Source organism: Mesorhizobium sp. M7A.F.Ca.MR.148.00.0.0, from assembly GCF_003997735.1.
Taxonomy (GTDB): domain Bacteria; phylum Pseudomonadota; class Alphaproteobacteria; order Rhizobiales; family Rhizobiaceae; genus Mesorhizobium.
This window is the reverse complement of sequence record NZ_RZTB01000140.1, coordinates 2,028-13,200: the sequence shown is the minus strand read 5'-3', so window position 1 is coordinate 13,200 and position 11,173 is coordinate 2,028. Positions and strand designations below refer to the sequence as shown.

General features: G+C 64.3%; 14 protein-coding genes and 1 pseudogene. 5 read left to right on the top strand and 10 right to left on the bottom strand.

What is annotated here, in order from left to right; genetic code table 11:
- Positions 1-87 precede the first annotated feature (87 nt).
- Both EOB49_RS29795 and ureC read right to left on the bottom strand, forming a co-directional pair.
- Complete coding sequence (locus EOB49_RS29795) at positions 88-681, bottom strand: hypothetical protein (RefSeq protein ID WP_127318240.1); 594 nt, start codon at positions 679-681, stop codon at positions 88-90.
- 92 nt (positions 682-773) lie between these two features.
- Positions 774-2,489 carry an urease subunit alpha gene (gene ureC / locus EOB49_RS29790; protein ID WP_164781854.1) on the bottom strand — a complete coding sequence of 572 codons (1,716 nt, stop codon included), beginning with the start codon at positions 2,487-2,489 and terminating at the stop codon, positions 774-776.
- Between the two features lie 164 nt (positions 2,490-2,653).
- Here ureC and EOB49_RS29785 point away from each other — a divergent pair, with 164 nt between their 5' ends.
- Both EOB49_RS29785 and EOB49_RS29780 read left to right on the top strand, forming a co-directional pair.
- Complete coding sequence (locus EOB49_RS29785) at positions 2,654-3,037, top strand: hypothetical protein (protein WP_127383078.1); 384 nt, start codon at positions 2,654-2,656, stop codon at positions 3,035-3,037.
- Positions 3,038-3,166: 129 nt separating this feature from the next.
- Positions 3,167-3,655 (top strand): hypothetical protein, encoded by a 489-nt coding sequence (locus EOB49_RS29780; RefSeq protein WP_127383077.1) that lies wholly within the window; start codon positions 3,167-3,169, stop codon positions 3,653-3,655.
- A gap of 20 nt (positions 3,656-3,675) precedes the next feature.
- Here EOB49_RS29780 and EOB49_RS29775 read toward each other — a convergent pair whose 3' ends face one another.
- The 5 genes from EOB49_RS29775 to EOB49_RS29755 are packed head-to-tail and all read right to left on the bottom strand — an operon-like array spanning position 3,676 to position 6,040.
- The gene (locus EOB49_RS29775) at positions 3,676-3,981 is read right to left on the bottom strand and encodes an urease subunit beta (protein ID WP_027040029.1); all 306 of its coding nucleotides are present in this window, start codon (positions 3,979-3,981) and stop codon (positions 3,676-3,678) included.
- An 8-nt stretch (positions 3,982-3,989) separates the two neighbouring features.
- Complete coding sequence (locus tag EOB49_RS29770) at positions 3,990-4,571, bottom strand: HupE/UreJ family protein (protein WP_127383076.1); 582 nt, start codon at positions 4,569-4,571, stop codon at positions 3,990-3,992.
- Positions 4,572-4,604: 33 nt separating this feature from the next.
- Positions 4,605-4,859 carry a DUF1272 domain-containing protein gene (locus EOB49_RS29765; RefSeq protein ID WP_127383075.1) on the bottom strand — a complete coding sequence of 85 codons (255 nt, stop codon included), beginning with the start codon at positions 4,857-4,859 and terminating at the stop codon, positions 4,605-4,607.
- A gap of 10 nt (positions 4,860-4,869) precedes the next feature.
- On the bottom strand, positions 4,870-5,172 hold the full coding sequence (locus tag EOB49_RS29760) for an urease subunit gamma (RefSeq protein WP_015314510.1): 303 nt from the start codon (positions 5,170-5,172) through the stop codon (positions 4,870-4,872).
- 28 nt (positions 5,173-5,200) lie between these two features.
- Positions 5,201-6,040, bottom strand: a complete 840-nt coding sequence (locus tag EOB49_RS29755; RefSeq protein WP_127383074.1) for an urease accessory protein UreD — start codon at positions 6,038-6,040, stop codon at positions 5,201-5,203.
- A 222-nt stretch (positions 6,041-6,262) separates the two neighbouring features.
- Here EOB49_RS29755 and EOB49_RS29750 point away from each other — a divergent pair, with 222 nt between their 5' ends.
- From EOB49_RS29750 to EOB49_RS29740, 3 genes and pseudogenes are all read left to right on the top strand, one after another.
- Positions 6,263-6,517 (top strand): acyl carrier protein, encoded by a 255-nt coding sequence (locus tag EOB49_RS29750; RefSeq protein ID WP_013528393.1) that lies wholly within the window; start codon positions 6,263-6,265, stop codon positions 6,515-6,517.
- Between the two features lie 5 nt (positions 6,518-6,522).
- Positions 6,523-7,731 (top strand): annotated as a pseudogene (locus EOB49_RS29745) (beta-ketoacyl-[acyl-carrier-protein] synthase family protein).
- Positions 7,732-7,787: 56 nt separating this feature from the next.
- Positions 7,788-8,492 carry a glutathione S-transferase N-terminal domain-containing protein gene (locus EOB49_RS29740; RefSeq protein ID WP_127383073.1) on the top strand — a complete coding sequence of 235 codons (705 nt, stop codon included), beginning with the start codon at positions 7,788-7,790 and terminating at the stop codon, positions 8,490-8,492.
- A 23-nt stretch (positions 8,493-8,515) separates the two neighbouring features.
- On the opposite strand, the gene EOB49_RS29735 is transcribed toward EOB49_RS29740, so the two are convergent.
- From EOB49_RS29735 to EOB49_RS29720, 3 genes are all read right to left on the bottom strand, one after another.
- The gene (locus EOB49_RS29735; protein WP_127383072.1) at positions 8,516-8,863 is read right to left on the bottom strand and encodes a hypothetical protein; all 348 of its coding nucleotides are present in this window, start codon (positions 8,861-8,863) and stop codon (positions 8,516-8,518) included.
- Between the two features lie 85 nt (positions 8,864-8,948).
- Positions 8,949-9,569, bottom strand: coding sequence for a nucleoside triphosphate hydrolase (locus tag EOB49_RS29730; RefSeq protein ID WP_127383071.1), 621 nt, complete (start codon positions 9,567-9,569; stop codon positions 8,949-8,951).
- A 352-nt stretch (positions 9,570-9,921) separates the two neighbouring features.
- The gene (locus EOB49_RS29720) at positions 9,922-11,022 is read right to left on the bottom strand and encodes a hypothetical protein (RefSeq protein ID WP_127383070.1); all 1,101 of its coding nucleotides are present in this window, start codon (positions 11,020-11,022) and stop codon (positions 9,922-9,924) included.
- Positions 11,023-11,173 lie beyond the last annotated feature (151 nt).

Below are 11,173 nucleotides of genomic sequence, written 5' to 3'. Positions count from 1 at the left end.
CGCGGCTGACCCGGGATCCGCGCGATCCGACGGCCTTGTACATGTCGAACCCTGCCTTTCCCCAACAAGCTAGACCATCGCGTTCGTTCAGACGATGGTGTCGAAGAGCCGCAGGATGAACGATATCTGGTAGATAAGCGCCGCCGTGACGAAGGCGATGTGGAAGCGGCGGTCGCGCACCAGGATCGCGACGATACACAGCGCAACGAAGACCGGCGTGCGGAACAGATACTCGCTGCCGAAGCGGGCGAAATGCTCCGGCCCTTTCAGCAGCGTGTCGATCACGTCGAGCAGGTAGGTCGCCGCCAGCAGGCCGAAGAACCACGCACGGCGCGAATAGAAGAAATCCTCGTAGCTGGTGTAGTCCAGCATCGAATCGGGAAACAAAAGCGCGCACAGCAGGAACAGCGTGATCGCGTAGAAGATGATGAACAGGTACTTGCCGAAGGTCCAGGTCTCGATGGCGTAGAGGCCGAACTCCCACCACCAGAAATGCACCAGCATCAGGAGCACCGAGACGACCCAGGCCAGATGCACGGGATAGAGCTTGTACTGGCCGGGATGCTGGACGATGCGCGCCACCCCCGACAGCAGGCGGGCGACGCCAAGCCCGATCACCATGCCCATGACGATGCGAATATGCGGGAAAATGTCGTGGGCGGAAGCGATTTCGGTGGCCATGCTCGATCACAATGCAACTGTTGGTCGGCCGCATATTGCTGCCTCCCACCAAGGGCTGCAACGGATAATGCTCGCCCCGTCGAATCGCCGCTTCAGAACAGAAAGTATCTCTGCGCCATCGGCAGCACCGTCGCCGGCTCGCAGGTCAAAAGCTCGCCGTCGGCACGCACCTCATAGGTTTCCGGGTCGACCTCGACATGCGGCGTGGCGTCGTTGAGCACCATCGAATGCTTGCCGATGCCGCCGCGGGTGTTCTCGACGGCGACGAACTGCTTGTCGACACCGAGCCTGCCGTGCAGGCCTGATTCGAGCGCGGCTTTCGAAACGAAGGTCACCGACGAGTTGGTCCTGGCCTTGCCATAGGCGCCGAACATCGGCCGGTAGTGCATCGGCTGCGGCGTCGGGATCGAGGCGTTGGGGTCGCCCATCGGTGCTGCGGCGATCATGCCGCCGATCAGCACCATGTCCGGCTTGACGCCGAAGAAGGCCGGGTTCCACAGCACCAGGTCGGCGCGCTTGCCGACCGCGATCGAGCCGATGTCTTTCGACAGCCCATGCGCGATGGCCGGGTTGATCGTGTATTTGGCGATGTAGCGGCGGACGCGGAAATTGTCGTTGTTGCCGGTCTCCTGCGGCAGCGAGCCGCGCTGGCGCTTCATCTTGTCGGCGGTCTGCCAGGTGCGGATCGCGACTTCGCCGACGCGGCCCATGGCCTGGCTGTCCGACGAGATGATCGAGAAGGCACCGATGTCGTGCAAAATGTCTTCGGCCGCGATGGTCTCCTTGCGGATGCGGCTTTCGGCAAAGGCGATGTCCTCGGGGATCGACGGCGACAGATGATGGCAGACCATCAGCATGTCGAGATGCTCGGCCAGCGTGTTGACCGTGTAGGGCCGCGTCGGGTTGGTCGAGGACGGGATGACGTTGGGCAGGCCGCAGACCTTGATGATGTCGGGTGCGTGGCCGCCGCCGGCGCCCTCGGTGTGGAAGGCGTGGATGGTGCGGCCTTTGATGGCAGCGACCGTGTTCTCGACAAAGCCGGATTCGTTCAGCGTATCGGTATGGATCATCACCTGCACGTCGTAGTCGTCGGCGACCGACAGGCAGCAATCGATGGCCGCCGGCGTCGTGCCCCAGTCTTCGTGCAGCTTCAGCGAACAGGCGCCGCCCAGCACCATTTCCTCGAGCGCGGCGGGCAACGAGGCATTGCCCTTGCCCGACAGGCCGATGTTCATCGGGAAGGCATCGAAGGACCGGATCATGCGGGCCATGTGCCATGGTCCCGGCGTACAGGTGGTGGCCAGCGTGCCGTGCGCCGGTCCGGTGCCGCCGCCGAGCATGGTGGTGATGCCTGACATCAGCGCTTCCTCGATCTGCTGCGGGCAGATGAAGTGGATATGCGCGTCGAAGCCGCCTGCGGTCAGAATCTTGCCCTCGCCGGCGATGATCTCGGTGCCGGGGCCGATGATGATGGTGACGCCATCCTGCGTGTCCGGATTGCCGGCCTTGCCGATGGCCGCGATGCGCCCGTCGCGAAGCCCGATATCGGCCTTGAAGATGCCTGCGCTGGCATCGATCACCAGTGCGTTGGTGATCACCGTGTCGACGGCGCCCTGGGCTCTGGAAACCTGGCTCTGGCCCATGCCGTCGCGGATCACCTTGCCGCCGCCGAATTTCACCTCTTCGCCATGGATGGTGAGATCCTTCTCGACCTCGATGAACAGTTCGGTGTCGGCAAGGCGCACTCTGTCGCCGACCGTCGGGCCATACATCTGCGCATAGGCGGTGCGGGTAATTCTGGCCATCAGCGATTGCTCCTGAAATGCGGTTGGATTGAAGCGGTGCTGCACATTGCTGCCATCCTATGGTCACGCAATGACCCGCTGGGCGACACCTTCTGATCCCATTTGGCGGTTGAGGTTAGGGGGTCACCCCAGACCGACCGTTTGCCAATCGATGGAAAGGAAAATCCATGCGCAAAACGATAATTCTTGCCGCCGCAGCCAGCCTGATGCTGGCGGGCGCCGCCAGTGCCCAGCAGCAACCCGCGCCACAGCCCGCTCCGGCGCCGGCAACGCCTGCTCCAGCCACGCCCCAGGCTCAGCCTGCGGTGCCGACGATCCAGAGCGTCAACATCGTCGACATCACCGAGCTGCCAAAGGACACCCAGACGCAGGTCAACCAGGTGATCGCCCAGCGCGGCGATGACGGCTTGAAGAAACTGCGCAGCTCGATCGATGCCACACCCAAGGTGAAGTCGGCGCTGGAGGCCAAGGGAATGACCTCGGCGCAGGTGGTCGCGGCCAGCATGGAACCCAATGGTGCACTGACCCTGATCACCAAGAAGGCGAGCTGACGCCACGGCACGGCGGGCCGGCATCCGGCCGGCCGGCCGCATCGGGAAAGGAACCTTCGCCGGGCGGCATTCGTTTTGTTTTTTTCGCGCTAACCCGCGCCCCGAAACGATTTCTCTCAGGAGCGAGCGATGGCGACCAATTCTTTCTCGACCGGAATGCGGGCAATCGCCGCCACGGCCTTCCTGGCGGCTGCTGGTTCTGCTACCGGATTGAAGGCGCAAGGGCTCGAAAGCACGGAGACCGTCAACCGCATCGTCGGCTCGCAGGTCAAGCAGGAAGAGGCCAAGGCCACCGCTGAGGCCCGCAGCGTCAACACGGCGATCGACCGCACGCGTGAAAACATCGGTACGGTGCGCAAGACGTCCAAGCTCGACAAGGTCGACATCGTGTTCCTCACCGATGCCGCGCGCAGCGAAGGCGGCCCGCCGCCGGAGATCGAAAGCAAGGTCAAGCAGCATCAGGACGACATCACCGAGCTGCGCAAGGAGATCGAGGCCAACGCGCTGCTGTTCAACGCCATCGAATCGCGGCGCGTGCAGGCGCAGGATGTCCTTGCCGTCGAATTCGACGATCCCGGAAAGATCGTCATCTACGCCGCGGCCAAGCCATCGAACTGAGCTGAGCGCGCCGGAAGATTTCACAGCTTGCCCATCACCTTCTGCTGAAATCCGTAGACCTCGCGTTTGCCGCCGAGCGGCACCAGCGTGACGTCGCGCTCCTGCCCCGGCTCGAAACGCATGGCCGTGCCCGCGGCAATGTCGAGGCGCATGCCCCTGGCGCGCTCACGGTCGAATTTCAGCCCCTCATTGGTCTCGAAGAAATGGTAGTGGCTGCCGACCTGGATCGGCCGGTCGCCGCTGTTGGCGACTTTCAGGGTGACGGTGGGCAGGCCCTTGTTGAGCTCGATGTCGCCGCCCACCGTGATGATCTCACCGGGGATCATGGTCACCCTCACACGATGCCGAAGGCGAGACCGATGCCGATCGCCGCGCAGGCGGCACCGGCAGCGCGGGCCAGGCCACGGAACCGGATACCGAGACCGGCGGCGATGCCGGCGGCATGCTGCAACAGCGTGGCGATGGCAAAGCCGGCCATGTATTCAAGCCCGCCGGCATTCTCCGGCACCTCGGTGCCATGCGCGTGGCCGTGGAAAAGTGCGAACAGGCCGATGATGGCGACCCCGGCCGAGACCGGCAGATCGATCGCCAGCGCCACCAGCAACCCGAGCGTCACGACCGATGCCAGTATGCCCGGTTCGACGAAGGGCAGCGGCATGTGCAGCATGCCCAGCGCGCCGCCGACCAGCATGACGCCGACAAACGCCGCCGGCCAGGCAAGAACCGCCTTGCCGCCCTTGAGCGCCGCCCACAGCCCGACCGCGACCATCACCGTCATGTGATCGAGCCCGGAAAGCGGGTGCATGAAGCCGGCCGTGAAGGAGGAGGCCGTGCCGATGCCGACATGAGCATAGGCCGGCATGGCAGCGGCCAGCAGCAGGATCGCCGACAGGCAGAGGCGTTTGGCAGGGATCATTCTATTTGCCTTTCGTTTTGCTCGGTCTGGTGTTTACGCCGCCTTGCTGGGACCGCAGCCTTCAGCCTTGAGAACGCGTCTGCGCGACGCCGGATATTTCTTCAGCATCGCCGGCGGGCGGATCGGCCGCGCCGAAAAACCACCGCCGCAATTGGGGCAGATGCCGCCCAACACCTGTTCCACGCATCCGGCGCAAAAGGTGCACTCGAAGGTGCAGATCAGCGCATCCGTCGCTTCGGGCGGCAGGTCCTTGTCGCAGCATTCGCAGTTGGGACGCAGCTCCAGCATCCTGTCCTCCTCAACGGATCGGTTCGTGCACGGTCACCAGCTTGGTGCCGTCGGGAAAAGTCGCCTCGACCTGCACGTCATGGATCATCTCGGCGATGCCTTCCATGACTTGCGCGCGGCTGACGACATGAGCGCCGGCTTCCATCAGTTCGGCGACCGGACGGCCGTCGCGGGCGCCTTCGACGACGAAGTCGGTGATCAGCGCGATCGCTTCCGGATGGTTGAGCTTGACGCCGCGTTCGAGCCGCTTGCGCGCCACGATCGCCGCCATGGCGATCAGCAGCTTGTCCTTTTCCCTCGGCGTCAGGTTCATGCGTTTCCCTGGATTGGTAGAGACAGGCCTATAGTGACCATAATTTGGGCAACCCCGCCCTTCCGTTGAGCAATCCGACGAGTGGAACCAGCCGCTGGCGCAGCCGGTAGCCGTCCCCGGCGTAGAGCCTCGCAAGAAGCTTGCCAGATTTCTTCACGCTCCAGACGCTGGCGCTGCCGTGGTCGCCGACGATCTCCAGAACCGGATCGAGCAGGGCCTCGGCGCGGGGCGACACCAGAAGCAGTGTCGCCACCGCGATCGCGCCGCCGGCAACCGCCGGGCGGTCGAGCGTGGCGGCGATATCGGGCCCGATGCGGAAATCCTCGGCATGGATGAGGGCGCCATCCTGACGCACACGCCAGCGGTCATGGAAGTTGCCCTGCGTGGCGCGTTCGCCCATCGCCAGGCGGCCGAAGACGGCGGCTTCCAGCACCAGCGCCTCGGCGCCGACGGCAAGCTCGACGTCGAGCGTGCGGGCAAAGGCCGCCCGGTCGAAGACGATGGTTTCCTGTGGCAGCCAGGTGATGCGCCCGTTTTCGCCGACCGACAAATTGACCCGCACTTCGGCACGGTCGGATGCCGCCCGGTAGATCTTCTCGCAGGCCTGCGTGGTGATCGATGCCGAAGCGGCCGCGCCGACATCCACCTCCCAGGCGATACGGTCGCCGCCGGTCATCCCGCCGGCGGTGTTGATCAGCACCGCTTCGAGCGGATCGGCCGAGACGGCCGGCATTCTTATCTTGGCGGCGCCGTCCTGATAGAGGCGCCGCAGGCGCGTGCGGCCCTCACTGAGCGCGCAGGAAAGCCGCGCGACGCCCGCAACGCGCTGCTTCGAAATCCCGTCATGTTCGCCGCTAGGCTCGCCCATATCCATGCCTGCACGTTAAGCACTCCGTCGGCTTTGTCGATATGGAGTTCGATATAGCTTGTTGCTTGACAACGTTTCGGTTTCTATAGAGGGAACCACCTTGGTACGGTCATGCTGCGCTTGGCGGGGGTATTAAACGACGACGGCGGCTTGATACCAGGAGAAAAAGGGGCGCTGCTCAGTTGGCGTCGGGAAACGTCGAGATAGTGGGGAAGGAACCGAATGGCCGACCAGCTGGCAACGGATATCATCGCGAAGATCAAGGCTCATGCCGAGCCGGGCGGCGAAGAAATCACCACCACCACCGAATTGACCTCGCTTGGCATCCATTCGCTCGAGCTGACGGAGATTATCTTCGATCTTGAGGAAGAGTATGGCATCGAGATCGAGATGAACACGGTCGACGCCTGGAGCAATCTGAAGAATGTCGGCGACATGGTCGAAGCTGTGCGCGCGCTGATCGCGAAAAAAGCCTGAACTGAATGCGGCAGCGCGTTGTCATCACCGGCATGGGCGGCATTTGCGGGCTCGGCACCAGCGCGCCCGAGATCTGGAACGAGATGCGCGCCGGCCGCTCGGCCATCGGCCAGATCACAAGTCCCCAACTGCATGATTTGAAGGTCAAGGTCGGCTGCGAAATCAAGGCGCTTCCCGATCACTGAATCGACCGCAAGCAGACCGTGTCGATGGACCGCTTCAGCCTGCTGGCGACCATCGCAGCCAGGGAAGCCATGCAGCAGTCCGGCCTGGTTTCGAACGAGAACACCACCTATCGGATGGGCACCGTCGTCGGTGTCGGCGTCTGTGGCTGGGAGGCGATCGAGGAAAACTATCGGGCTATCCTGATCGAAGGCAAGAATCGCGCCGGCATCTTCACCGTGCCAAAGGTGATGCCAAGTGCGGCCTCCGGCCATGTCAGCATGAATCTCGGCCTGCGCGGCCCGGTCTTCGGCGTCACCTCGGCCTGCTCCTCATCCAACCACGCCATCGCCTCGGCCGTCGACCAGATCAGGCTTGGCCGCGCCGATGTGATGGTCGCCGGCGGCACCGATGCGCCGCTGGTTTGGGGCATCCTGAAGGGCTGGGAAGCATTGCGCGTGCTGGCGCCCGATACCTGCCGGCCATTCTCGGCTGATCGCCAGGGCCTGTCGCTCGGCGAGGGGGCCGGCATGGCGGTCCTGGAAACCTACGAGCATGCCATGGCGCGCGGCGCCACCATCCTTGCCGAGGTCGCCGGCGCCGGCCTCTCCGCCGATGCCTCTGACATTGTCGCGCCGACCGTCGAAGGGCCGACAGCGGCCATGCGCGCCTGCCTGGCCGATGCCGGCTTCAATCCCGAGGATGTCGACTACCTCAACGCCCATGGCACCGGCACCAAGGCCAACGACCAGATCGAGACGGCAGCGATCAAGCGCGTCTTCGGCGACCATGCCTATAAGCTTTCGGTGTCGTCGACCAAATCGATGCACGCCCATTGCCTCGGCGCATCGGGGGCGCTGGAGATGATCGCCTGCGTGATGGCGATCCGCGAAGGCATCGTGCCGCCGACGGCCAATTTTCGAGAGGCCGATCCCGATTGCGATCTCGACGTCACGCCGAACGTGCCGCGCGAGCGCAAGGTGCGCGCCGCGATCAGCAACGGCTTCGCGTTCGGCGGCACCAATGCCGTGCTGGCCTTCAAGGCCGTCTGAACAAGGCTGTCTGATCTAAGCGCGCCGCTCGACGCGAACCCTCTTCAGGAGTTTTTATGGCCGACCTGTCCGCCTTTCCGATCGCAAAGCGTTGGCCGGCCAGGCATCCGGACCAGATCCAGCTTTATTCGGCGACAACGCCGAACGGCGTGAAGATATCGATTGCCCTGGAGGAACTTGGCCTGCCCTACGAGCCGCATTGGGTCAACATCGGCCAGAATGAAAGCTGGACGCCGGAATTCCTGTCGCTCAACCCCAACGGCAAGATCCCGGCGATCATCGATCCGAACGGTCCGGACGGCAAGCCGATCGGCCTGTTCGAATCCGGCGCCATCCTGCTCTACCTCGCTGAAAAGACCGGCCTGCTCATGCCCATCGATGCCGCGCGCCGCTACGAGACCATCCAGTGGGTGTTCTTCCAGATGGCTTCGGTCGGGCCGATGTTCGGCCAGGTCGGCTTCTTCCACAAATTCGCCGGCCGCGAGATCGCCGACAAACGCCCTCTGGAGCGCTATCGCGACGAGTCAAAGCGACTGCTCGGCGTGCTCGACGGCAGGCTGCAGGGGCGCAAGTGGATCATGGGCAATGACTACACCATCGCCGACATCTCGCTGCTCGGCTGGGTGCGCAACCTGATCGGCTTCTACGAAGCCCGCGAGCTCGTCGGCTTCGACGATTTCGTCAATGTCTCGACATGGCTGGAGCGCGGCCTGGCGCGGCCGGCGGTGCAAAAAGGGCTGACCATCCCGGCCAAGGGATAGCCGAACCAGCCTCCGAGGCGCGTCTATTTCGCCTTCGCTTTGGCCTTCGAACCGCCTTTGCCCATGACGGAAGCGGCGAGCGACGCAGCACCTCGGGCGGCGACCATGACGGCGCCGGCAGCGACGTTGGCCGTCGCCTTGGCCGTGCGCACCGCACCGCCGCTCAGGGAGTCGCTGGAACTCGCGGGCTTCTTCGGCTTTGCTGCTTTTGGCGCGGCTTTCGCTGCGGCCGGCACCACTTTCTTCGGCGCTGCCTTGCCGAAGGCCGGCTTGGCGTCCTTCGAACGGGCTGTCATCGCCGGGCCGGCGCCGGCCTTGGATTGGGTCGCCTTGCCCTTGGCGGGCGCGGGCTTTCTTGCCTTGGTTGCCATTGGACCGAATCCCTCTTCTGGCACAATTGCCGTGTCGGGATAACGGCCTGAAAGTCTTAAGGTTCCCCTTGCGCAATCCGTCGAATCAAGCGGAAAGGCCGATCACAAGATCGGCAGTCCGGCGCCGCGCGAGCACGCGCTCGATGTTGGGCAGGTCGTTGGACGCGATCCAGGCGCGCGCATCTTCATCGGAGCGGCCATGTCCGTGCCAGCGCTCCATCAGGCGGCGCTCGAGCTCGTTGCGCGGCACGTCGACGAAGATTGAGAAATCGAACAGCGGCGCCAGCCGCGACCACGGCTCCTCGTCGAGCAGCAGGTAGTTGCCCTCGACCAGGATGAACTTGGTTTGCGTGGCGACGATCGAGGCGGCGGCGCGCGACAGTTCCATGCTGCGGTCGAAGACCGGGATGGCGATGTCGGCTTCGCCGGCCCGGATACGCTTCAGCAGGACCTCAAAACCGGCAAAGTCGAAGGTTTCCGGCGCCCCCTTGCGCGCGCGCAGGCCGCGCCGCTCGAGCACGGCGTCGTCATAGTGGAAGCCGTCCATCGGCACGACCTCAGCTGCCCCTTCGGGCAGCAGTTCATGCAGCCTTGCCGACAGCGTCGACTTGCCGGAGCCTGGTGGGCCGGCAATGGCGACGATGAAGCGGTTTGCCTTACCGGCGCGCTTGAAGATGGTGGCGGCGAGATGGGCGATTTCGGACATGAGAGCCTCGCTTGCCTGGATGATCGGCACGATAATTTCCGCTGTATCTTGTCGGCAGTTGGCGGAAATTTCAAATCGGGATTTGAGCTATTGGAGGCGGTCTTTTGCCAAGTTGGCGCCGCCCCTCATCGCCCTGCCGGGCACTTCTCCCCGTATAGTGACGGGGAGAAGGGGCCAGCCGCAACCTAGGCGTAATTTCTGTAACGTTGGTGATTGGCGAAATCATAAATGACAGCGTCCCTCTCCCCGTCACTATACGGGGAGAGGATGCCGGCATGCAGGTGAGGGGCGGCGCCAACTTTGGCAATTGATGGGAACCCTTGAACGAACAGAAGTCAACTGTGCTGTTCGTTCAGGCAGCCGCTGGCTGGCCAATGCGCAGGAAATCGCTGTCGAAGGGAACCTCCCGCGCCGCGCCACCAGCCGTCAGCCGCATGCGGCCATCCGCCGTCGTGAGCTCCTGCGGTGGCTCGCCGCCAGATAGCGGCATGGCGCCGATGACATGGCGAAAGGAAACGCTTTGGCTTTCGCCCAGCGCAAAGGCGGTCGCTACCCCTTCGCGCCTCAGCCAGTTGTCGCCGATCGAGGCGGCATGGCCGACGGCAGCACGGCCATCCTCGATGCCGAGCACGCCCAGGTGGCGACCGCTCCAGGGCGCGTAGTCGCGCCCGCCATTGCTGAGCCACAGCATGGTGATCGGCAGCTCGGCAGGGTTCTTCAGCACCAGCACCAGATCGTCCTCGGCCTGGCGCGCCAGCGCGGTCCAGCCCGGTCCGCCATGATCTGTCTCGACCAGCGTGAGGAAATCCTCGCGCAGGTCGCCCATGCGGTATTCCGTCAGGTCGAGCGTGCCGCCGCCGGCGGCGGGAAAATGGCCGAGATCGGCGGAGCGCGCCGGATAGGCCAGCAGGAAGCGGCCGCGGGCGGGATCCGGCTCCAGCGGATCGTCCAGCGTCGCGGCAAAACGCTTCGGCGAAAAGGCCAGCCTGCCGCCGCCGGTCATTGCCGTCATCGGGTGATGCGCGACCGAGATCGCACTATGGCCACCGGAAAACACATGTTCCTGGTAGAGGAAGGGATGGCCGTCGCGCAGCGTCAGGATCTTGTCGACCGAAGCGCCCATCACCTTGTGACGCAGGCGGTAGACCGCGCGCCAGCCATCCTCGGTCGCGACACTTTCGACGACATCCCAGGCGCTGTTGGCCGGCCAGCCATGCAGCGGCGCCTCCTCGACATCGCTGTGCGAAAACGGCGCGCAGAGAAAATCGCCGGACAGCCGAACCGTGCCTTCCGGCAAATTGTCCGGCAGTGTCTCGCCCGCGTCGACCCAGGGCGCGCGATGCAGCGGCTTCAGCTGCCGCCCGCCGCCCTCGACGACCATGTCGGCGATATGGCCGACCGTGAGGTCGAGCGAAACCGAAATGCCCCGGGCCTTGATGGTGTGGATGGTCATCACGCTCTCACCGATTCTGCAGGCGCAAACTGGCCTGTTCGGCGGCACTTGCGCAAGCACTGCGGCAGGCATTTTGCATCAGCGCCCTTTCACCCTCCCCTTTGTGGGGAGGGTCGGCGAGCGGTCGGAGCGAAGCGGAGATCGTTCGACG

Bases quoted from the DNA above. Each gene is read 5' to 3' on its own strand.
- EOB49_RS29750 (WP_013528393.1), top strand. From the start codon at position 6,263: ATGGCCGACCAGCTGGCAACGGATATCATCGCGAAGATCAAGGCTCAT.
- EOB49_RS29760 (WP_015314510.1), bottom strand. From the start codon at position 5,172: ATGAACCTGACGCCGAGGGAAAAGGACAAGCTGCTGATCGCCATGGCG.
- EOB49_RS29730 (WP_127383071.1), bottom strand. From the start codon at position 9,569: ATGTCCGAAATCGCCCATCTCGCCGCCACCATCTTCAAGCGCGCCGGT.
- EOB49_RS29735 (WP_127383072.1), bottom strand. From the start codon at position 8,863: ATGGCAACCAAGGCAAGAAAGCCCGCGCCCGCCAAGGGCAAGGCGACC.
- EOB49_RS29795 (WP_127318240.1), bottom strand. From the start codon at position 681: ATGGCCACCGAAATCGCTTCCGCCCACGACATTTTCCCGCATATTCGC.
- EOB49_RS29720 (WP_127383070.1), bottom strand. From the start codon at position 11,022: ATGACCATCCACACCATCAAGGCCCGGGGCATTTCGGTTTCGCTCGAC.
- EOB49_RS29765 (WP_127383075.1), bottom strand. From the start codon at position 4,859: ATGCTGGAGCTGCGTCCCAACTGCGAATGCTGCGACAAGGACCTGCCG.
- EOB49_RS29770 (WP_127383076.1), bottom strand. From the start codon at position 4,571: ATGATCCCTGCCAAACGCCTCTGCCTGTCGGCGATCCTGCTGCTGGCC.
- EOB49_RS29755 (WP_127383074.1), bottom strand. From the start codon at position 6,040: ATGGGCGAGCCTAGCGGCGAACATGACGGGATTTCGAAGCAGCGCGTT.
- EOB49_RS29740 (WP_127383073.1), top strand. From the start codon at position 7,788: ATGGCCGACCTGTCCGCCTTTCCGATCGCAAAGCGTTGGCCGGCCAGG.
- EOB49_RS29775 (WP_027040029.1), bottom strand. From the start codon at position 3,981: ATGATCCCCGGTGAGATCATCACGGTGGGCGGCGACATCGAGCTCAAC.
- EOB49_RS29780 (WP_127383077.1), top strand. From the start codon at position 3,167: ATGGCGACCAATTCTTTCTCGACCGGAATGCGGGCAATCGCCGCCACG.
- EOB49_RS29785 (WP_127383078.1), top strand. From the start codon at position 2,654: ATGCGCAAAACGATAATTCTTGCCGCCGCAGCCAGCCTGATGCTGGCG.